Genomic DNA, 21,089 nt, shown 5'->3' on the forward strand with positions numbered 1-21,089 from the left:
TTCAGATTTGATAAAAATTATTTTTAAATTAACTTTTACTTTATTTAATTTAACTTTTTACATACTGTAATATAATATCTACCTGTTTTTCTTCCTCATTACTGTAACTATTATTAACTTCTTCACCACTTTCATTACCATACTTATTATTATTTTCATTAGTGCTATTTTTTACTTTCTTAGTATTCATATTTAAATTTTTAATGCTTCTAAAGTTTTTTGAAGAATTCACATTACTTAAAAATTTCTTTAAATCCTCATTGTCCCCGTAGTATTTTAGATTTACATATATATTATTTTTTTCATTTTCTATACTTTTAACACTCACATAAGGATTTTCACTTAATTTTTCTAAAATATAAGTACAATCTATACTTTTAACACTGTTTATATTTTGAAAACTTAACTGCAGCCTGTTTTTTTCTTCCTCGATTAAACTAACCTTATTATTTAAATTTATATTAAATAATATAATAGCTGGAAGTATTAATAAATTTATTATAAAAACAATTCTATATATATTCAATCTTTTCAATTTTATCACTCCAAAATAAATTTAAATTTATAAAAATCCTCTTCTTTTTCTGGTACATCTAAATTTTTAATATTTATTTTTTTATCTTTTTCTAATAAATTTAATAAACTATAATAATTATTTAAATCTAAACATCTTCCCTCTAAAATTGCCCTACCTTCTTTTATATTAAAGCTGTCCACTATAATTCCTTCATTTGTATTTTCCCATAGATTTATAAAAAGATTGTAGTTTTTATCTGTTTTGTGATTATTAGTATTTTTCCTCTCTTTTTTTAGATTTAAACTATGAATCTCTTCATTTATCACATCCATCCTTTTCATACTCCATAATACTTTATTAAAAAATATAATATTTATAGTTAATAGAATAATTATTAATACTATATGGTTTTTTATAGATTTTTTATGGCTTATTTCTATATAGCTTTCTGGTATAAAATTAATTTTCACTTTCTTTTTCTCCCACTATATTATTCTTTTATAATCTTTTTCTCTAAATTTTTGTAAAGATACAAAGTTGTATTCTTTTAGCTTATCTTTTATAGAACTTTCCTCTATATTTATTCCATATATAGTATTTAAGTTTATATTTAGCTCCTCCGCTTTTTTTAAAACCCTTTCTATTTTGTGATCTTCCTTTTCCCCCTCATAAATAAAATTACTATAAATTAAATTATTTTCTGAATAAAGTATTATGTAAGTGTATTTTTTATGCTTAAATAAAAAAATATAATTTTTTTCCTTTATATATTCCCTGTATAAATTTAATACAGAAAATTGTATGGAGTATATACCTGCTATATTTTCGCACTGTGCCATGCACTTTTTTAATATTTTATTATTGCCTATATTTATACAAAAAATTATACTTTCCATATTAGTTTTATTTTTCTTTAAAATATCATAACTATATAATATATTGTCTATATCACTAAATTCATATATCAATTCATTTTTTATTATTTCATTTATTTTATTTTTGTTATTTATTCTAGGTAATGTTATAAATTTAGCATATACTCTCTCCCCTTCTAGTATTAGATACAATTTTCTCCTTTCCATATTAACTATTTTTATTATATTATTCTCTATAAGACTTTTTTCTTTTAAGCTATTAAATCTCATGTCCTTTAAACATACATTGCTTTTATCCATTTCCAACAAATTAATATTTTTAAACAATTAATTACTCACTTTCCTTTCATAGGATACATACTCCCTTTTATAAGCTATATTAGAATCCTTAGTAGAAATTTTGTATTTTTCTTGCTTATAAAAAAGTTTATTTTTGTAATAATCTATTATTAAATCTCCATTATAAAAGTAAGCCGCACTATTACTTAAAGTAACTTTAAAATTCTTATCTAAACTTCTTATAAATTTATCCATATTATCTGAATTTATATTATCTATATTGTCATAAAAAAACTTATCTATATAAGATAACACATACTCTCTATCCTTTTGTACATTATTTACTTTGCTTAAAGATCTAAGTTCCTTACCACTATTTTGCCACTTTATGTTTTCCATTTTAAGTATGAATAAACTAGAAAATATACATAAGCAACCCATAAATAATGCATACAAAAGTATATATCCCTTTTTTATTCTTTTTTTATTAAACATCTTATATATTCTTTCCCTTTCTTTCCTACTATCTTTAAATGTATTACATCACCCTTTTCTTTTACATTAAATTCTTTTACCCCTCTACAGATATTATTAGTAGTAGAAGAATATTTAGCACCATAACTTATAATTATATTTCCAGCCCTATCTTTTCTTATATAGTCATATCCTTTATCATCTGCTCTTTCTACTTTTATAACATCTTCTATAACCTTTGATGATGCTTCTTTATCTAGAACATACTTTATAAGATTAAAAGCTTCTTCAATATAAACAGTCTCTAAGGTTTCTTCCTTTTTAATTTTATAATTACTTGTATACCTTACAGTAATTTTAATTATATAAAGACTCACTATAGACATAATTGATAATCCTATTAAAATTTCTATTATAGAAAAACCTTTCCTCTTTATCATCTTTTGTACCTACCTTTATAAAATTCACAGTGAACCCTCTTTTTTTCTTTTCTTTCTTCATAATTTAATATTAAATTAACTTTAAATATCTCCGTTTCAGTAATTCTCATTTCTAAATAAGGTTCCTTTTGGGGTACAATGTTTGTAAACAGCATTTTTGTATCTTTATTTTGGTGAAAATCCCAGTTCATTTCATCTTTATGTATATATAGTTTATTTTCTTCCTTCAAATTTTTTAAATCCTCATAAGTAAAATTGTACATAACTTCATTTTTTACCCCCTGTAAAAGTCCTATATATTTTTCTCTTTCGCTATACTCACACTTTATTTTAGAAGCATTTTTGCTAGCTACTAAAGCACCTGATAAAAGCATTATAAATATTGACAAAGTACATAATATCTCTATCATTATAAATCCTTTTTTATCCTTTAAATTCCACATGAGCCGTTCCAACACAAATAGTTACTTTGTGTGTTTTCCCTCCATTATCTTTAAACTTCAAAGTACAAGCATCACTAGTAAAACCTCTATTGTCTATAGCTATTTTTCCTCCTGGCGAATTTACTGACTCTAAAACAATTCCATCTGGAAAATAAAAATCTTCTTTACATATATAGGCTATATTGAATCCCATCTTGTTTTCTTTAATATCAAAATAAATATAACCCTGCTTTTTTTCTTCTCTACATCTTTCTCTAGAATTATTTATAAAGTTCACCAAAGAAATTCCCGTTTCATCTACTGCAATATTATTTTTTATTTTGTTATAGCCAGATATTTTGGTAAAACTAACAGTAAATACTATAATACATAAGCTCATAAAAAACATTATTTCTATTAACGTAAAACCTTTCTTATGTATGTATTTATCCAATACTTTCACTCCTTTTTAAATTTTATGAGGTTATTATTTGTTTAAAATGAAGTTTGTTTTTAGGGGATACTTACTCAAAATATTTAAAAATCCTTTAACAACAATTTTTAAATTGTAATTTTACTTTATGCTATTTAGGAAATATAGTTTTATTATCCTTTTTTACGCTATAACTATTTCCTTCAAGATCTATTTGTACAATATAATTTTCATTATCACTTTTATAAGCAACATCCACTGCCTCTCCAATCTTAGATTCACTGGCTGAATCTACTTTAATTCCTGTAAAAGTTTCTATATCTTCTTTTAAATTGTTACTATTAAAGCTTTCATTGTTTTCGTTATAGCTATTGATAGCTGCTACCTGTATTTGCTTCCCTGTATTTATAGCTTTAGTGTCCTTTGCCTTATCCTTATAAGCTGTGAGTTTTGGTACTAAGAAACTAGCTAACACTAATATTATAGAAATAACCACCATGAGTTCTATAAGTGTAAACCCTTTCTTTTTTTTCATTTTTTTTAGAGTTAATTTCATACATCTATCCTCCTATACTAATAGTTGAAATAATTTATAAATAAGATGATTGTTTTTTATAAATCATTAATACTGTAATTTAGAATACATTTATATAATTCAATTTTATATAAGTATTTCATATAGTTTTAAAATTATATAACCATTTAATATTAGAAATAAGTTATACTATTTGTTTAATTTAAATAGATTTTTAAATTAAGTCCACTAAATTCATCATTGGAATAAACACATAAAGGAATATTATGCATATTATTAAAGACATGAAAATTATTATTGTAGGTTCTATAAGTTTTACACTTACTTTTAATTTTTCTTCTAAATCCTTCTTCAAAATATTATAAACACTATAAAAGCTTTCTTCTAACTTTCCGCTTTCTTCTCCTACACGTACCATTGATAAAAGTATCTTGTTAGAGAAATCACATTTATTTAAAGAAAAGCTTATACTCTTTCCATCTTTTATATTCTTATTTAAATTTTTTATGTTCTCTTTAAATATATAATTATCCGTAATTTCTTCTAATAAATTTAGAGATTTATTTATAGGAATGCCTGACTTAATCATTAAATTCATGCTATTAGAAAAATTGCATATAAAGATGTTTTTATAGATTTGACCTAATATTGGTGTTTTTATTTTTAAATTATCAATTGCATACTTTATTTTGTATCTTTTATAAAAAAATTTGCTACTTAACAAAATAAAACTTATACTTATAAATAATATTCCTAGAATAACATTAAAAACTTTAATTGCGGTAATCATACCTAAAGTCTTTTTAGGAATGTTGCCTCCTAATTCATTAAATATTCCTATGAAGCTTGGAACTACCATATGTATAAGTATATATAACATTATTATAAATGCTATTAGAACTATTACAGGATATATTAATGCATTTTTTATTTCTTTATTAAATTTATATTTATTTTCATAAAAATTTTTCAAATCAGAAAAAACATATTGAATTCTTCCACTTTCCTCTCCTATATATATCATACTCAATAAAAATTTAGGATATATATTACTAAAAGCTCTAAAGCTATTATAAATGCTATCTCCTCTTAATATATTATTTTTTATAGTATAGAGACTATTTTTTACAGGAGTATTATTAAAATCCTCATAAACTATATTTATAGCATCTGTTATGTTTATCCCTGAAGCCATGAGCATATAAAGTTTATTGCATAAAATTGAGCAGTCCTTTAATGTAATTTTTTCACTTCTTATTTTAAATATATTTTTATTAGTTATATTTAATAAGAAATATCCCTTTTCTCTTAATTCTTTATAAATATTAACCTTTTCTTTTTCATTACAGGTTCCTTTTAGTACATTTCCTTTAATATCCTTAGCCTTATAATAAAATAAATCCATATCTATATTTTTATTCACTTCCTTTCTAAAATAAAATTTTTTTTAAATTTAGAGAATTTTCTTATAAATACGTATTGAAAATGAGGCTTAAATCAGCCTAGCTGTTCCTTTGATAAGGATGTTTAGTAGCTAAACTTTATATTATTTTTTGGATTTCACTAAAGGATGTCCTTCCTTGTTTTAATGCTTTATTAATATTTTCTTTTAAGTTATTTTCTAAAAGAATTTTTTCATTATTGTCTTTTACTATATTTTTAATTAAATTCTTTTTTTCTTTGTCAATGTTTATATATTCATAAATAATACTTCTACCTAAATAACCCGTATTATTGCACTTGTGACATCCTCTACCTCTATATAGTAGAAAATCTTCTTTTATATTTATAAATTCTTTTTCTTCTTTTGAGGGTTTGTAAGATTCTTTGCAATGAGGGCATATTTTTCTTACCAACCTTTGTGAAATAATCCCCCTTAAAGCATCACTTAAAATATATGCCTCTATATTCATATCTAAAAGTCTTACTATGGATTCTAAAGCTCCATTAGTATGCAACGTAGATAGAACCAAATGTCCTGTTATAGAAGCCCTTACCGCTACTTTAGCTGTTTCTTCATCTCTAATTTCTCCTACCATTATTATATCCGGGTCTTGTCTTAATATTGACTTTAAACCTTTTAAAAAAGTTAAATCCCTTTTATAATCTACATTAACTTGATTTATACCAGCTATAGTATATTCTACCGGCTCTTCAATAGTTATTATATTTTTTTCTTTGTTGTTTATATATTGAAGCATAGAATATAAAGTTGTAGATTTACCACTGCCTGTAGGTCCAGTAACCAAAATTAATCCATTAGGTTTTTTAAGCATTTTTTCTATATTTTTTCTATCTTCTTTTAAAAATCCTAAGGAATTTAAATCTGATATTTTTTCATTTTTATATAGTATTCTTATAACTAATTTTTCACCATATACTGTGGGCAATGTGGATACTCTAAAGTCATTATTCTCCCTATAATTATTTTGTATTTTACCATCCTGGGGGATATTTTTTTCTGCTATATTCATATAGCTCATTATTTTTATACGAGTGCAAATAGACATGTAAATTTTTTTGGATATTTTTTTGAATTCTATTAGAATACCATCTATTCTAAATCTTATTAAGGCAAAATCTTTGAAGGGTTCTATATGTATGTCACTAGCCTTTCGCCAAACAGCCTCTTCTATTATAGAATCTGTTAACTTTATTATAGGTCCTTCTAACTTTTTTTCTTTATTTTCTTCATAAGGTATAACTTTTTCTTCCTTTATTCCTTGGGCATTATATTTTTCTTCATAATTTGTATAGAATCTCTTTATAGCTCCTAGAATATCTTCTCTATTACAAAGTACTATTTTTATATTTTTACCTGTAATAAAGGATATTTTATACAAAACCTCTTCTTTTAAATAACTTGAAGATGCTATATATAATTGTTCATCAATTATTTTTAGTGGTAATATATTATGTTTTCTACAAATATGGTCTGGTAATAATTTTAGTAAAGATGACTCTACCCTTAAAGTACTAAAGTCTATATTCTGACACTGTTTTTTAACTCTTAGTTCTTTAGAGTTTGGAATAATTTCATCTAAATCTAGATGATTCATAGAAAAGCTCATATTTAATTCTCTCCTATACTAATTTTTCAAAATTTATCTATATTATAGACACATATATAAAAAGTAAACACTTCCCTTCGAAATATTAATTTAGTACTACTTTATATATTATTTCTAACTAAAACTTCACTTCAAATTTAAAAATAGATTTAATTTTAATATAGCAAAGATAAAAATATATACGTAATAAACCATATGAATAAGCCTTAGTAGTTCTTAATTCTGACTGTAAAAAAATAAAAAGCTATAGATAATTAAAGATCTCCATTTCTTAAACTTTAATTGTCTATAGCTTATATTTAATTTGTTTTTTTAGATTACTTTTCTCCCATTATATAATAAGAATTTTCTTCATCAGACATTATTTCTACTGCATCATCTTTTTCTTTATAAACATATATTTCATTTAAAGGCTGTTCTTTTAAATCCTCATAACCAGAAAAATATATATTACCATTTTTATCTGAAACAATACCACCATTTATATCTATTTTAGGTGGAAAGTCATAAGTAAGCTTGGTTAAATTCAATGTATTTCCATCAATTTTATATAAATAATCTTTGTTTTCTAAATCATTTTTCCCTAGAAAATACATGTTTTTTGCAGATTTTGTGCCTTTATATATTAGGCTTACTTCTTCACTTATTTTTTTGAAACTATTATCTTTTTTATTATAGTAAGAAAGGTTAATTTTATCCCCCTGTCTACTTAGTAAAAGCACATCATCCCCATTAGGCATAAAATAAGTACAAATACCCTCTATATTATCTACATATACCTCTTCTTTATTTTCTTTAACATTATATTTATATATTTTAGCTTTATTTTCTTTTTCAGAATTTATTCCATAATATAATATTTCATCTTCATTTAACCATTTAAAAAGATTTCCTGATACCAATACATCACTTTTTATTTTTATTTCTTTTCTATTTTCCAAATCATATATTTTCATGCCTTCTGCACTTTGCAGAGAATCTTTTTTAAAGGATCTATAGGCTATTTTATTACCTTCCTTTGAAATATCTACATCTGATGCTGAATAAAAGTTATCTAAAATTGTTTGCTTCCCATTCTTTATTATAGTTATTTTGTTTTTGTTAAGCTCATTACCCTTTTCTATAAAATTTGTAAAAACATAAGTCTTATTTTTATTGTTATACTTTACATCTACCACATCTTTGGTTTCCATGGTTTTGTCTATATCCCCATTTTCAATATTATATATATCTGAAGAGTCTTTTTCTCTTTTTAATGTTATTACTTCTGTGAATTTAGGGATATCTACCTTTTCACCTTCTGATATTCTGTGACTTTTACACCCAACTAAACCAATAACTAAAAAAACTATTATAAAATATCCTATATTTTTAAAGCCTTTCTTAAACATTTATACATCTATTTCCCCTCTAAAACAAATATCTGCAGGGCCTTTCATAAAAATACCCTTTTCTTTAATTTCTATGAAAAGTTTTCCCCCAGGCAATATTACCTCTGTAGACTTTCCTGTATAACCTAATAAATTAGCTGCTATAGCTGATGCACAACTTCCAGTACCACAAGCTAAAGTTGGTCCTGCACCCCTTTCCCAGGTTTTTACCTTTATTTTATTTTTATCCACTACCTCACAGAAGTTTACATTGGTTCCCTCCTTAAATAGAGGTAATGTTTCTATATTTTTACCTTCTTCTATATCATATTCATCTAAGTTACCAAATATTATAGTATGAGGTACTCCCATATGAAAGGCTGTTATGGAATATTCCTTATTATTTTCTCTAATACTTTTATTTATTATTTTTTCCTTTTCATTGGATATCTTTTCTCCTTCAAATATAGGCTCTCCCATATTAATAGTAATATATTTTACTTTATCCTCTTCAATATCTAAAAAAGCTTCCTTTAATCCATCTCCTGTTTCTATTATCATAGGATTTTCTTTTACTATAGCTTTTTCCCATACATATTTTGCAAAGCATCTTATACCATTTCCACACATAGAAGCATAGGAACCATCTGCATTTATTATTACCATTTGTATTTGAGCATTTGTATTACTTTCCCTTACAAATAAAATACCATCTGCCCCTATACTAAAATGTCTATTACATAATTTTTGTGCTAATTCCTTTTCTTTTCCTATAAGCTCTCCCTTTCTGTCATCTAAAACTATAAAATCATTACCGTTTCCAGTCATTTTAGTAAACTCCATACTTGTCACATCCTTTACATTATCACTTATAATTATTTTTATTAATAGCTTTTAATCTTACATAAAATATAATTTTATTTTAGTTTAATTTCCTAAAAATAAGTTTACTACGACAGTGTTTTAATATCAATATACAAAATATAAACTTTATTTTAAAAAATTAAAATGGTATACTAATATAAGTTTAATAGCCTTTAATATTAGCATATATTGCTATATACATTATATTATACCATTTTAAGGAGGAATATTTATGGCTTTAGATGGGATTTTTTTATTTAGTATAATAAATGAAATGAAAACCAAAATATTAGATGGTAGAGTAGATAAAGTAACTCAGCCAGAAAAGGATGAAATAGTTTTATCCATAAAAAATAATAGAAAAACTTACAAACTTTTAATTAGTTCTAGTGCTGTATACCCTAAAATACATTTTACGGATATTCCTAAGAAAAATCCTATGCAGCCTCCTATGTTTTGTATGGTTCTTAGAAAATATTTAAATTCTTCTAAAATAATAAATATAAGACAATTGGATACTGATAGAATAGCATTGATAGATTTTGAAAGTGCTGACGAAATGGGATTTAATAGCATATATACATTAATTATAGAGATTATGGGAAGGCATAGTAATATAACTCTAGTAAGAGAAAGGGATAATCTAATAATGGATAGCATAAAACATGTTACCCCTGAAATAAATAGTGTAAGAAATCTTTATCCATCTATAGAATATGTATATCCACCGGCCTCTTTAAAACTAAGCCCTTTTAATTTTTCACTAGAGAATTTTAAAAATTATATAGAAAACAATAATGTAAAGCTTAACAAAGCTATGTTTTCTAATATTTTTACGGGAATCGCAAGACCTTTTTCCAAGGAAATTTTTTATAGATTAGAAAAAGAAAATAATCTAGAAATTACTTTAGAAAACATGGATGAAATATATGTTGCTACAAAAAGTATATTTGATGACCTAGAAAATGAAAATTTCTCTTTTAACTGTTATTTAGATACAGATACTGTAAAAGATTTTTATTGTGTAGATCTTCATAGTTTGAATAACTTAAAAAATATACACTATGAAAGCCCTTCTATTCTTATAGAATCCTTTTACTTTCAAAAAGATAAGGCAGATAGATTAAATTCTAAAAGCTCTGATCTTAACAAATTAATGAATCTAAACATTGAAAGATGCGAAAAGAAGATTAAAATATTAGAAGGGAATTTAAAGGACTGCGGTGAAAAAGAAAAATTCCAGATATGTGGAGAAATTTTAACTGCTAACATATATGCTCTCAAAAAGGGTATGGATAAAGTAAATCTTTTAAATTATTATACTAATGAATACATGGATATAAAGCTAGATCCTAACAAAAATCCTTCTGATAATATACAAAAATACTTTAAAAAATACAATAAGCTAAAAAAGACTGAAGTTGCAGCCAAAGAGCAAATAGAACTTACTTGTGATGAGTTAAAATATCTAAATTCCGTTTTAACTAGTATAAAAAATGCAGATAGTTATGATGATATAGATGAGATAAAAAGAGAACTTATTGAAACAGGCTATATTAAATTTAAAAAGAAAAATAATAAAAAGATTAAAAATACAAAGCCCCTACACTTTATTTCCTCAGATGGCATAGATATTTATGTAGGAAAAAACAATATACAAAATGATTACCTAACATTAAAATTTGCTAGCAATCATGATATTTGGATGCATACAAAAAATATACCTGGCTCACATGTAATAGTTAAAAATTTCCAAGGAAATGTTCCAGAAAAAACTTTAGAAGAAGCTGCCACCTTAGCAGCCTTTTATAGTAAATCTAAAGACTCTACAAAGGTTCCTGTAGATTACACAGAGGTTAAAAATGTTCACAAGCCTAATGGAGCAAAACCAGGTATGGTTATATACTACACAAACAAAACCATATTTATAGATCCAAAAGAGCCTGATTTAAAACAAATTTAGAAAAGATTAAAAAGTAATATCTAAATAAAACTAATTATCTAAATATATTTGTAAAGGAAGTACTAAATATGACTAATATAAAATTATACATACAATACGATGGTTCTAAATATAACGGTTGGCAAAAACAAAAAGAAAATGACAATACTATTCAAGGGAAAATTGAAAATGTACTTTCTCTTATGACAGGAGAAGATATAAACCTAATAGGTTCTGGTAGAACAGATGCAGGCGTACATGCAAATATGCAGGTAGCTAATTTTCATACAAATTTTCAAGGTTCTACAAATGAAATATTAAACTATTGCTATGAATACTTACCTAAAGATATCGTAGTTTATGATGCCTTTCATGTAGATGAGAGATTTCACTCTAGATTAAATGTTAAAAAGAAAAAATACACCTATAAGATTTGTAATAAAAAATTTCATGATGTATTCTCTAGAAAATACTCTTATCATGTACCACAAACTCTAGATATAGAGGCTATGAAAGAAGCTTGTACTTATTTAGTAGGAAGACATGATTTTGCATCTTTTACTGCAGCAAGATCAAAAAAGAAATCCACTGTAAGAACTCTTTATAGCATAGATATTATAAAAAAGGATGGCTATGTAGATATAGTATATTTAGGTAGTGGATTCCTACATAAAATGATAAGAATATTAACAGGTACTCTTATAGAAATAGGATTACACAATCTAAGCCCTATGAACGTAAAAACCATACTAGAGGCAGAAGATAGAAGAAAAGCAAGCTCTACTGCCCCAAGTCAAGGATTATTTATGACCAGTGTAACCTATGAATAATTAATGAACATTTAGAATATATGAAAATAAAATAGATTTAATTTTCATATATCAAATATAAAAAATACAAGTAATAAACATATAAATAAGCTTTGGTAGTTCTTAATTCTTTAGGAATTAAAAATTTTTGTAATTCCTCACGGACATGAGGAGCCGGTGGTGAAATCAAGGATAGTGTTTCCATGGGGTAGAAAATTTTTAATGGAGCCAAATTTAGAACTACTTAGCGAAATGAATTAGTTATTTATTACATGTATTTTTTATGTTTACGGTGTTAAAATTAAATCTATTTGTTAAAAACGTATTAATCACCTCCTCTTTAATATACATAATTTTTAACCATCATATTCTATTAGAGGAGTTTTTAACTTCCTTATTCCTCCTCTAGGATTTACTACATCACCTTTATATCTTGGAATAAAATGAATATGAAGATGCATTATAGTTTGTCCAGCATCATATCCTATATTTACCCCTACATTGTATCCTGCTGGTTCATACTGAATATCTAGCATTTCCTTAACTTCGTGCATAAGAGAATAAATTCCTTTTACTTCTTCCTCTGTAGCTTCAAAAAAACTTTGAAAATGTCTTTTAGGAATTATTAATGTATGTCCTTCATTTACTGGAAATTTGTCTAATATAGCAAACGCAACTCTATTTTCTGCTATTATTTCTGTAGGATTATAATTACAAAATACACAATTGCTCATGGATTATATTTAGTGAGAAAATGTACAATAATTATCAAACCCTCACTAAAACTCACCTCTCTTCTTTTTATACTATTTTTTGAATATAACACTTTGGTAACTATGTTGATAATTCATCATTATTGTATTGATAAATTATTGTTATATTTAAAGTACATACCTAATTATACCACTATAAATATAAAAATTTTATCTGTTCAAATTTATACATTGCTTATTTTTTGTTTTATCTTTTAAATAAACTTTTTTATATAAAATGACTAAATCTTATATACTTATTTTTAAAAAAATTTAATAACCATTTTATCTAGTGTACATATTATAATTGAACATAAGAAATAATAAACCTACTTAACTTAATAAAAACAATGACTTTATTCTAATATATGAAGGAATACTTTCATATTTGCGGAGATTTGAAGCATAAATGGCTTTGCATCATTCTTTCTTTACTATTATAATATTACTAACAATTTGTTTTTTTTGAAATTTTTAACAAATTAATTTTATATATTTAACTTTAAGGAGGTTTTTTTATTATGCTCTACTCTTCGAAAAACAAACAAAGTAATGATACCTATGCTACCCCCATTTTTGGTATTACTAAGGATAACTACTCAATTCCTAAGTATAAAATTAATGAAAATTCTATTGCACCTGATATAGCCTATCGTATGATTAAAGATGAACTTATGAATGAAGGTAACGCACGCTTAAATTTAGCTACTTTTTGTCAAACCTATATGGAAGATAAAGCTACCAAACTTATGGCCGAAACCTTACAAAAAAATGCTATTGACAAGTCTGAATACCCACAAACCGCCGAAATAGAGAATCGCTGTGTTAATATTATTTCAGATCTTTGGAATGTCCCAAAGGATATGAACTTCTTAGGTACCTCTACTGTAGGTTCTTCAGAAGCTTGTATGTTAGGTGGCCTGTCTATGAAATTCCGTTGGCGTGATCAAGCTGAAAAATTAGGTATTGATATTAATAAGAAGAAACCTAACTTAGTAATATCATCTGGTTATCAGGTATGTTGGGAAAAATTCTGTGTATATTGGGATATTGAAATGCGTACCGTTCCTATGGATGAGGATAATCTAAGTTTAAATATAGATAAAATTCTTGATTATGTAGATGAATATACTATAGGAATTATAGGTATTTTAGGTATAACTTATACAGGTAAATTTGATGATATTAAGGCTTTAGATGATGCCATTGAAAAATATAATAATGAGCATGATATGAAGGTATATATTCATGTAGATGCTGCCTCTGGTGGCTTTTTCACCCCATTTATTAATCCAGAAATTTTGTGGGATTTTCGTCTTAAAAATGTAGTTTCTATAAATGCATCCGGTCATAAATATGGATTAGTTTATCCAGGAATAGGTTGGATTCTGTGGAAAGATCAAGAATATCTTCCTAAAGATTTAATATTTGAAGTAAGTTATTTGGGTGGCAAAATGCCAACCTTAGCTATTAATTTTTCTAGATCTGGAAGCCAAATTATAGGACAATATTATAATTTCCTACGCTTTGGTTTTGAAGGATATAAAAAAATTCATGAACGCACAAAAGAGGTAGCTATGTATATTTCCAAAGAGCTTGAAGCTACGGGATTATTCAGTATATATAATGATGGTAGTAATCTTCCTATAGTTTGTTATAAACTAAAGGAATCATCTAATGTAAAATGGAATCTTTATGACTTATCAGATAGACTAGCTATGAAAGGCTGGCAAATACCAGCTTACCCTCTCCCTGAAAATCTTAACCATATAATAATACAAAGAATAGTTTGTCGTTCAGATCTAGGATATAATTTAGCAGAACTATTGATAAAAGATTTTAAAACAGCAATAAATGATTTAAATAATGCTCATATATTATTTCACGAAGAAGAAAACCAAGGTATTTATGGATTTACTCATTAGTATAAAGAAAACATCTATAGATTAAATAGATGTAATTTAAATATAGAAAATATAAAGGTACACTGGTAAACCTATGAATAAACTCATAGGAATAAGTTTCAGTAATTCTTAATTTTATCCAATTAAACAATCCTTCTAATTTATCACAGTATGTGATAAGCCGGTGGAGAAGTCCAAGATTAGTTCTCCACCGGTTAGAAAATTTTTAATAAAGCTAGATCTAGAGCTCTTTTTAGGGAAATGACTTAGTTTATGAAGTGTATTTTTATATATTGGCCATGTAAAACTATACCTATTTTAGGAAAATATCTTATTTTATTACAATCAGTTTTATACTTAAGATTTATGCATTACTAATTTTTTAATTTCCATTCCTAATTCTTTCATATCCTCTCTTAATAACTTCCAACATTCTTTTGTATTTAGATTTTTTGAAGAATCCTTTTTTACATAAACTCTTACAATCTGTTCAGGATTGTTATCCCATTTATAACAATAGAGTACTACATCTCCTACCTGTGATTCTAATCTATTTTGTAATATACTTGGAGAATTTTTAACAGTAAATACAAAAACCTCATAGTCCTTATATCCTTCCTTTGATAGAGTTGACTTCTCTTTTACTCTTAAGTCTTCTGTATCTTCAATACAAATTTCTTTAGACAAATTTGCATACATAAAAAAGCCCTCCTTAAATATACTAATTATTTTTTAGTTGTTTTTTAGAATTTATATTAGGTAGGTAAACTTTATAATTTATTTATTACTTATATTATAATACATAATCTTCATTTTTACTTGAAATTTTAGAATTAATTTTAATTTTTAAAAAATTTAGAATTTTTATCCTAGTAATAAAAGCCCATAGTCGTTCTATAAAATTCTATAAGCTTGTTCTTAGATTAATTATTAAAGATCTTTTAAATTAACAGAGCATTGACTTTATAAGTAAAAAAATTTAAGCTCATAGATAGCTTGTTCATAATAAAGGAACAAATTTTCTATGAGCTTTATAATGTAAAACTTAATTATGATTAAACTTTAACTCAATCAAGATTTTAGTTAAACACGAATATAAGATGATTATAACTTGAAGCCCCAAATTTCTAGTAAATATCATCTAAATAAGCATAAGAATATTCTACCTGGTAGCCATTAGAATAAAAAACTAAATTACTCTTTAAATCTTAAATTTAGAAATTTCTTTCTTTAGTTTGTTAGCGCTTTCTTCTGATTTTAGAGCTTCTTGAAGTACATCATTTGATTTATTATTTACTTCTAGTATTCTACATGCAATGTCTGTAGTACCTCCGGCACCTTCACTAGCAGCTTGTGCTACTCCATCTACAGTTTTAACTACATCCTGCAAAGATGCTAAAAGTTCCTCCGAGGTTGAACTAAAATCTGTTACAAGAGTATCAACAAAGCTAGCATCTTCGCTATATTTGTCTGCTACACTTAGCATAGTCTTATAATCATTATCCATATCTGTAGACACAAAAGTTAATAGATTACTTGAACTATCGGAAAGATTTTTTACCGATTCTATTACTTTAATTGTTATATTTTGTATTTCTGTTACCGTATCCTTTGATTGTTCCGCAAGTTTTCTTATTTCATCAGCTACAACTGAAAAACCCTTTCCTGCTTCTCCTGCCCTTGCGGCTTCAATAGCTGCATTTAATGCAAGAAGATTTGTTTGTGAGGTTATTTCCATTATAGATTCTGAAAGTACATTTATCTGTTCTACAACCTTTGAGGATTCTATAGCTCTTTCAAGTTCTACTTTTGTATTTGCAAATATTTCCTTGGCCTTTTTCTGAGAAGCTTGTACATTTTCTTTTGTTTGTTCTGCTCTCTCATTTATTTCTCCAGCCTGAGTAGCACCTGCCTGGGATTTTTGTGCAATGGATTCAATAGCTTTTTCTATCTCTTGAGAAGTTGCTGACATCTCTTCTGCTGAAGCCGCAGTTTCTTGCATATTAGAAGAAAGTTCTTCTGTAGTTGCAGAAACCTCCTCTACATCATTATTTAAATCTGTAACATTAGTTTTTATACTATCTACAACAATTTCAATGCTATTTGCACTTTCATTAACGGTTTTAATTATATCCTTTATATTTTGTATGAATTTATTTAAACTTTTAGCAAGATCATTTATTTCATCCTTAGAATTAACTTTTATTTCTTGAGTTAAATCTCCACCTCTTTCAGATAATTCATCTAATTCTCCCTTTAAAACATTTAAGGAGTTTCTTATACCCTTAATAATAAGCATTCCTAAAACTCCACCTATAACAGATAATAATACCATTAAAGTTAAATTTATTTTCATGGCAGTATCAAAATGCTTATCCCCTTCTAAACTAGCCTTTTCTGTTTTGTTTTTATTAAACTGAGCTAATTTCAATAAAGAATCTGAGGCTCTATCAAAGGATTGTTTAGATTCTTCTCTCATTATCTTTGCAGCTTCCTCTGTTTTTAATTGTCTACTTAAGCCTATTACTTTCTTATTTTGTTGTAAATATTCATTCCACTCCTTTTCTACAGTATTAAATAACTCTTCATCCTCTTTTGAATCCACTGTTTTTTTGTAAAGAGCTAAATATTTTTCTATTTCCTTACTTTTTTCCTCCATTTCTCTTTCTTTTTCATTCATCATTTCTGCATTAGTAGAAATAATATGATCATATTCTAGTATTCTAAGATCTGAGGTCATTGTATTTAATTCCTCGGAATATACCATGGCAGGTACCCATTTTTTAGAAATTTCAGTAGACTTTTCATTTACATTATCCAAATTTTTTATTGAATATCCTCCCATATATACAATTGCACCTACTAATATAGCGACAAGAAAAACTAGTTTACCCTTTATCGTTTTTACCAATTTTATTTCCTCCTTATTGTTTTATTCTTTATTCCATGGCTGCCTTTGTAGCCCCCTATACTTTAAATACATAATTTGTAAACGTACAATTAAATGTATTGATTATAAATAAATCCTACCTGAACCTAAAAATATTATAGTTTTAAAATTAGCAATACTACAATTATATGTAATAGGAGGATTAATATCAATACTTTGTAAAAAAAACTATAATAAAGTCTTTTATTGTAAACTATTGCAAACTATAAATTAAAAATAATTCGCTATTTTTAATAACTTTAATAATATAAAAAGGTACATTTTTGTGAATTTATCATTTATTGTCCCTATATTATTGTTATTCTACTATTTATAATATTTTTAATCTTTTTTATAAATATTAAATAGTAAAATTTCCAAAAAAAACTCCTTTCTAGTTTTATAATTTAAACTAGAAAGGAGTAATTAATTTTAAATTTTCAATAAATCATACATAATAAAATAATGAATACTCTATATTATTTTATTTATCACCTTTGTTCTCTTTAGAAGATTTTTCATTTACTTTTTCTATTTTTTCTTTATTATTGTTAGAATTAACTTTTTGTACTTTTTCCACTTTTTCTTTATTTTCTATAACCTTATCAGAGGTTTTATTATTTACCTTTACCTCTGAAGCTTTATTTAAATCTGGATTAGTACTATTAACTTTTTGTTTATTACTATTATTTTCTTTAACCTTATTCTCTTTTGTATTTGTATTTCTTTGTATATTATCTTGCTTTTGATTTACTTCAGTATTGTCGTTTTCCTTAACTTCATTATTGCTTTTTACTTTATCTTTACTGCCATTATTTTTTACAATTTTATCTTTTTTATTATCATTAGTTTTCTTCTTTTCTTTAACTATTTGTTTTTTATTTTCTATTGCTTCATTTAAAGCTTGCTTTTTCGCATTGTAAACTTCTTCAATACTTTTAAGTTCTTCTTCTGCTTTCTTTATGGGATCTGCATCACCTAAAGCTTGTGCTTCCTTTAAAGCGGCCTTTGCTTTATTATAATCTTTTTTAGCTTCATTAAATTCATGTCTTTTTTCTACCATAAGTTTTACTGCTTCTTTTTTATTTTTTTGCATTTCTATTACAGTTTCTATATTTTTTCTAGCTTTATCCGGCAATTTATCTTTTATATCCTCTAATACTTTTATAGAATTCTCTCTATTTTCAACAATAATATCTTGTATATTATCTATACTTTCCTCTAATTTTTCTCCTTTCTTTGTATCTTGTTCTAATTCTTCTACGGTATTTTCAACTTCTTCTACCGTATTATTATAATCCTTCAAAGTTTTTTCTACTAATTCATCTTCGTCCTTTTCAGCTAGAACCTCTATTTCTCCAAGTCTTTCATTTAATATATCCAATAATTGTTCTGGCTTATCTTTATCAGCTGCTAAATTTAAACTTATATTTTCAAAGACTGTATCTATGTTATAAAGAACACTATCTGGAGTTATACCCGCTTCATCCTTTAAAGATACTGTTCCTTCTGCCTTTACACCACCTCCCAAAAATATTAAAGCTGAAATTGTTAATATGAATATTCTTTTCATTATTTATTCCTCCTTATGTAAAATTTTTATCTTTGATTATATTTACGATCAAAAATAATTCTTTAAGGGGGTAATATTATAAATAAATCTTTTTTAATACTTAATAAATAAAATTACTAATTATTACCCCTTAAAAAATATAGTGAACCTCGTATATAATATTATGAGACTTTCTAAGATTAGAGGTGAATATATGGAGCTAGATTTTTTAAGAAAGGAAAATAGAGATAAATTCATAAAAGATAGTATGAATTTTATATATAAAACCACAAATAGGATTTGCAAAAAAAAATTAGATCGTAAAAATGATGATGAAATAAGTATTGCTCTTATAGCTTTTAATAAAGCTTGTGATACCTATGATAATAAAAAGGGAAGCTTTTTTACCTATGCCTCCGTAATAATAAAAAATTCCTTAATAGACTTTTTCAAAAAGTCAGATAGAATTCCTTATTTAATTTGGAGTGAAGATGATGACTTTAATGCTATTGATAATAATGTTTCCATAAATAATTTTAATATAGCTTCAGAAAATTCTATAAGAATGGAAGAAATAAAATTATTAAATGAAGAACTAATGAAATATAAATTATCTTTTAAAGATATTGCAGAAAGTTGTCCAAGACATAAAGATACTAGGGATAGCTTATTAAATATAGCTTTAGCTTGTATACATACTGAAACCATAGTTTCCTATTTACAAAATAAAAAACAACTCCCTGTTAAAGAGATATGTTTACTTACAAATAGTAAAAGAAAATTAATAGAAAACTGGAGAAAATATTTAATAGTACTAATTATAATATTATCTAGCGATGATTACTCCTATATTAAAGGATATCTTAATATTGAAAAGGCAGGTGATAATTGATGAATAAAAAAGGAATAGTAATGGAAATTCATAAAAATAAAGTTGGCATATTAACCTCTAGTGGTGAATTTATTTATGTAGCAAATTCTACTGTTTCCCCTAACCTAGGTGAAATATATGAATCTGAGGAACTTAAGTTAAGATCCTCTGCCTATAAAAATATAAAAAAGTTTTCTCTTATGGCAGCTTCTTTGCTCATTATTTTTATATGTTCTATATTTATAAAGACTTATACTACACCAGTTTCTTCTGTAACTATAAAAATAAATCCCTCTATTAAATTACAGGCAAATAGATGGAACAAAGTTATTAATGTTACTCCTTTAAATGAAGACGGTACTAATTTATTAAAAAGCTTAAATCTTAAAAATAAAGGCTTAGAAAAAGGAATTGATTTAATACTAGAAGAAGCTAAAAAGGAAAATTATATAAATAATGATTATAAAAACAGCCCTAAAGCCATATCCATAAACTTTACTGGAGATACTTCTAGTTTAAACCTTAGTAATATAGAAAATAACCTTAAAAATTTAAAGGTAAAGTACAATATAAAAAGCTCTCAGGGTATTAAAACAAACTACAATAAGGATAATATAAAAGCAAATGATAATAATAAAACAAAACATAATAATAAAACTCCAGTTAATAAGGACAAGAATCTAAAGGATAATTATAAAAATAATAATTCTATTGATAAAACTATATCCAAAGATGTAGATTCTGAAACAAAAAAATACAATGGAAATAAAAAAAATAACATTTCTAATAAAGAAAATAATAATATGAAAAATAATGGGAATCGTAATAATACTAAAGAAAAGTCCAATAGCAGTAATCCTAAAACTTCAAATACTATACAAAATAATTCAACCAATAAATCACAAAAAAATAAAGTGGAAGTAGATAAAAATACTAAAAAAGAACTGCCGTCTGAAAGTAAAAACGGAAAAACTATAAAAGGTAAATCAGGAAGTCAAAAATAATATAATTAAAATACTACCTAAAAATAGAGATTATAACTTCTATTTT

21 protein-coding genes are annotated in these 21,089 nt (G+C 25.4%); 5 read left to right on the plus strand and 16 right to left on the minus strand.

From position 1 onward, the window contains the following. Positions 1 to 49: 49 nt before the first annotated feature. From ACYUDJ_RS02105 to dapF, 12 genes are all read right to left on the minus strand, one after another. Positions 50 to 535, minus strand: coding sequence for a hypothetical protein (locus ACYUDJ_RS02105; RefSeq protein ID WP_042385539.1), 486 nt, complete (start codon positions 533 to 535; stop codon positions 50 to 52). Positions 536 to 540: 5 nt separating this feature from the next. Further along, a complete protein-coding gene (locus tag ACYUDJ_RS02110; protein ID WP_043031939.1) occupies positions 541 to 987 on the minus strand; it encodes a hypothetical protein in 447 nt (148 codons plus the stop codon). Between the two features lie 15 nt (positions 988 to 1,002). After that, a complete protein-coding gene (locus tag ACYUDJ_RS02115; RefSeq protein ID WP_043032409.1) occupies positions 1,003 to 1,692 on the minus strand; it encodes a hypothetical protein in 690 nt (229 codons plus the stop codon). A gap of 27 nt (positions 1,693 to 1,719) precedes the next feature. Beyond that, positions 1,720 to 2,166 (minus strand): hypothetical protein, encoded by a 447-nt coding sequence (locus tag ACYUDJ_RS02120; RefSeq protein ID WP_043031940.1) that lies wholly within the window; start codon positions 2,164 to 2,166, stop codon positions 1,720 to 1,722. Beyond that, entirely contained in the window at positions 2,145 to 2,585 is a 441-nt protein-coding gene (locus ACYUDJ_RS02125; RefSeq protein ID WP_003485827.1) for a type II secretion system protein, read from the minus strand. The genes ACYUDJ_RS02120 and ACYUDJ_RS02125 overlap by 22 nt, the downstream gene beginning before the upstream one ends. Then, the gene (locus ACYUDJ_RS02130; protein WP_043031942.1) at positions 2,582 to 3,028 is read right to left on the minus strand and encodes a type II secretion system protein; all 447 of its coding nucleotides are present in this window, start codon (positions 3,026 to 3,028) and stop codon (positions 2,582 to 2,584) included. Before ACYUDJ_RS02130 ends, ACYUDJ_RS02125 begins: the two co-directional genes overlap by 4 nt. Continuing rightward, the gene (locus ACYUDJ_RS02135; RefSeq protein WP_042384965.1) at positions 3,009 to 3,461 is read right to left on the minus strand and encodes a hypothetical protein; all 453 of its coding nucleotides are present in this window, start codon (positions 3,459 to 3,461) and stop codon (positions 3,009 to 3,011) included. The genes ACYUDJ_RS02130 and ACYUDJ_RS02135 overlap by 20 nt, the downstream gene beginning before the upstream one ends. Positions 3,462 to 3,591: 130 nt before the next feature. Beyond that, positions 3,592 to 3,996 (minus strand): type II secretion system protein, encoded by a 405-nt coding sequence (locus ACYUDJ_RS02140; RefSeq protein WP_003496336.1) that lies wholly within the window; start codon positions 3,994 to 3,996, stop codon positions 3,592 to 3,594. A 193-nt stretch (positions 3,997 to 4,189) separates the two neighbouring features. After that, on the minus strand, positions 4,190 to 5,380 hold the full coding sequence (locus ACYUDJ_RS02145) for a type II secretion system F family protein (RefSeq protein WP_043032410.1): 1,191 nt from the start codon (positions 5,378 to 5,380) through the stop codon (positions 4,190 to 4,192). Positions 5,381 to 5,516: 136 nt separating this feature from the next. After that, entirely contained in the window at positions 5,517 to 7,046 is a 1,530-nt protein-coding gene (locus ACYUDJ_RS02150; protein ID WP_043031943.1) for a GspE/PulE family protein, read from the minus strand. A 317-nt stretch (positions 7,047 to 7,363) separates the two neighbouring features. Further along, positions 7,364 to 8,437, minus strand: coding sequence for a hypothetical protein (locus ACYUDJ_RS02155; protein ID WP_003485816.1), 1,074 nt, complete (start codon positions 8,435 to 8,437; stop codon positions 7,364 to 7,366). After that, a complete protein-coding gene (gene dapF / locus ACYUDJ_RS02160; protein ID WP_003485814.1) occupies positions 8,438 to 9,259 on the minus strand; it encodes a diaminopimelate epimerase in 822 nt (273 codons plus the stop codon). Positions 9,260 to 9,512: 253 nt separating this feature from the next. On the opposite strand from dapF, the gene ACYUDJ_RS02165 reads away from it, so the two are divergent. Together ACYUDJ_RS02165 and truA are read left to right on the plus strand one after the other, a co-directional pair. Next, complete coding sequence (locus ACYUDJ_RS02165; protein WP_003485812.1) at positions 9,513 to 11,243, plus strand: Rqc2 family fibronectin-binding protein; 1,731 nt, start codon at positions 9,513 to 9,515, stop codon at positions 11,241 to 11,243. Between the two features lie 68 nt (positions 11,244 to 11,311). Further along, positions 11,312 to 12,052, plus strand: coding sequence for a tRNA pseudouridine(38-40) synthase TruA (truA, locus tag ACYUDJ_RS02170; protein WP_003485810.1), 741 nt, complete (start codon positions 11,312 to 11,314; stop codon positions 12,050 to 12,052). A 335-nt stretch (positions 12,053 to 12,387) separates the two neighbouring features. Here the strand turns inward: truA and ACYUDJ_RS02175 are convergent, their stop codons facing one another. After that, complete coding sequence (locus ACYUDJ_RS02175; protein ID WP_003485808.1) at positions 12,388 to 12,765, minus strand: HIT family protein; 378 nt, start codon at positions 12,763 to 12,765, stop codon at positions 12,388 to 12,390. A 539-nt stretch (positions 12,766 to 13,304) separates the two neighbouring features. Here ACYUDJ_RS02175 and ACYUDJ_RS02180 point away from each other — a divergent pair. Further along, positions 13,305 to 14,708: a glutamate decarboxylase gene (locus ACYUDJ_RS02180; protein WP_003485807.1), complete on the plus strand. Its 1,404-nt coding sequence runs from the start codon at positions 13,305 to 13,307 to the stop codon at positions 14,706 to 14,708. A 336-nt stretch (positions 14,709 to 15,044) separates the two neighbouring features. Here ACYUDJ_RS02180 and ACYUDJ_RS02185 read toward each other — a convergent pair whose 3' ends face one another. The 3 genes from ACYUDJ_RS02185 to ACYUDJ_RS02195 all read right to left on the minus strand — a co-directional run bounded on the left by ACYUDJ_RS02185 (position 15,045) and on the right by ACYUDJ_RS02195 (position 19,189). Next, a complete protein-coding gene (locus tag ACYUDJ_RS02185; protein WP_003485806.1) occupies positions 15,045 to 15,386 on the minus strand; it encodes a hypothetical protein in 342 nt (113 codons plus the stop codon). A gap of 502 nt (positions 15,387 to 15,888) precedes the next feature. Continuing rightward, entirely contained in the window at positions 15,889 to 17,598 is a 1,710-nt protein-coding gene (locus ACYUDJ_RS02190) for a methyl-accepting chemotaxis protein (protein ID WP_003485805.1), read from the minus strand. A 502-nt stretch (positions 17,599 to 18,100) separates the two neighbouring features. Next, positions 18,101 to 19,189 carry a DUF5667 domain-containing protein gene (locus tag ACYUDJ_RS02195; RefSeq protein WP_003485804.1) on the minus strand — a complete coding sequence of 363 codons (1,089 nt, stop codon included), beginning with the start codon at positions 19,187 to 19,189 and terminating at the stop codon, positions 18,101 to 18,103. 193 nt (positions 19,190 to 19,382) lie between these two features. Between ACYUDJ_RS02195 and ACYUDJ_RS02200 the strand changes: the two genes are divergently transcribed. Beyond that, complete coding sequence (locus tag ACYUDJ_RS02200; RefSeq protein ID WP_042384959.1) at positions 19,383 to 20,060, plus strand: sigma-70 family RNA polymerase sigma factor; 678 nt, start codon at positions 19,383 to 19,385, stop codon at positions 20,058 to 20,060. Continuing rightward, a complete protein-coding gene (locus ACYUDJ_RS02205) occupies positions 20,060 to 21,043 on the plus strand; it encodes an anti-sigma-I factor RsgI family protein (RefSeq protein ID WP_003485802.1) in 984 nt (327 codons plus the stop codon). Before ACYUDJ_RS02200 ends, ACYUDJ_RS02205 begins: the two co-directional genes overlap by 1 nt. The last annotated feature ends 46 nt before the right edge of the window (positions 21,044 to 21,089 follow it).

It is taken from the genome of Clostridium sp. CTA-6 (assembly GCF_054768115.1).

What these genes read in the sequence shown, in the direction of transcription:
- ACYUDJ_RS02180 (WP_003485807.1), top strand. Translation starts at nt 13,305, where the DNA reads ATGCTCTACTCTTCGAAAAACAAACAAAGTAATGATACCTATGCTACC.
- ACYUDJ_RS02145 (WP_043032410.1), bottom strand. Translation starts at nt 5,380, where the DNA reads ATGGATTTATTTTATTATAAGGCTAAGGATATTAAAGGAAATGTACTA.
- ACYUDJ_RS02155 (WP_003485816.1), bottom strand. Translation starts at nt 8,437, where the DNA reads ATGTTTAAGAAAGGCTTTAAAAATATAGGATATTTTATAATAGTTTTT.
- dapF (WP_003485814.1), bottom strand. Translation starts at nt 9,259, where the DNA reads ATGGAGTTTACTAAAATGACTGGAAACGGTAATGATTTTATAGTTTTA.
- ACYUDJ_RS02120 (WP_043031940.1), bottom strand. Translation starts at nt 2,166, where the DNA reads ATGTTTAATAAAAAAAGAATAAAAAAGGGATATATACTTTTGTATGCA.
- ACYUDJ_RS02200 (WP_042384959.1), top strand. Translation starts at nt 19,383, where the DNA reads ATGGAGCTAGATTTTTTAAGAAAGGAAAATAGAGATAAATTCATAAAA.
- ACYUDJ_RS02175 (WP_003485808.1), bottom strand. Translation starts at nt 12,765, where the DNA reads ATGAGCAATTGTGTATTTTGTAATTATAATCCTACAGAAATAATAGCA.
- ACYUDJ_RS02150 (WP_043031943.1), bottom strand. Translation starts at nt 7,046, where the DNA reads ATGAGCTTTTCTATGAATCATCTAGATTTAGATGAAATTATTCCAAAC.
- ACYUDJ_RS02195 (WP_003485804.1), bottom strand. Translation starts at nt 19,189, where the DNA reads ATGAAAAGAATATTCATATTAACAATTTCAGCTTTAATATTTTTGGGA.
- ACYUDJ_RS02125 (WP_003485827.1), bottom strand. Translation starts at nt 2,585, where the DNA reads ATGATAAAGAGGAAAGGTTTTTCTATAATAGAAATTTTAATAGGATTA.
- truA (WP_003485810.1), top strand. Translation starts at nt 11,312, where the DNA reads ATGACTAATATAAAATTATACATACAATACGATGGTTCTAAATATAAC.
- ACYUDJ_RS02140 (WP_003496336.1), bottom strand. Translation starts at nt 3,996, where the DNA reads ATGAAATTAACTCTAAAAAAAATGAAAAAAAAGAAAGGGTTTACACTT.
- ACYUDJ_RS02130 (WP_043031942.1), bottom strand. Translation starts at nt 3,028, where the DNA reads ATGTGGAATTTAAAGGATAAAAAAGGATTTATAATGATAGAGATATTA.
- ACYUDJ_RS02185 (WP_003485806.1), bottom strand. Translation starts at nt 15,386, where the DNA reads ATGTATGCAAATTTGTCTAAAGAAATTTGTATTGAAGATACAGAAGAC.
- ACYUDJ_RS02165 (WP_003485812.1), top strand. Translation starts at nt 9,513, where the DNA reads ATGGCTTTAGATGGGATTTTTTTATTTAGTATAATAAATGAAATGAAA.
- ACYUDJ_RS02115 (WP_043032409.1), bottom strand. Translation starts at nt 1,692, where the DNA reads ATGGATAAAAGCAATGTATGTTTAAAGGACATGAGATTTAATAGCTTA.
- ACYUDJ_RS02205 (WP_003485802.1), top strand. Translation starts at nt 20,060, where the DNA reads ATGAATAAAAAAGGAATAGTAATGGAAATTCATAAAAATAAAGTTGGC.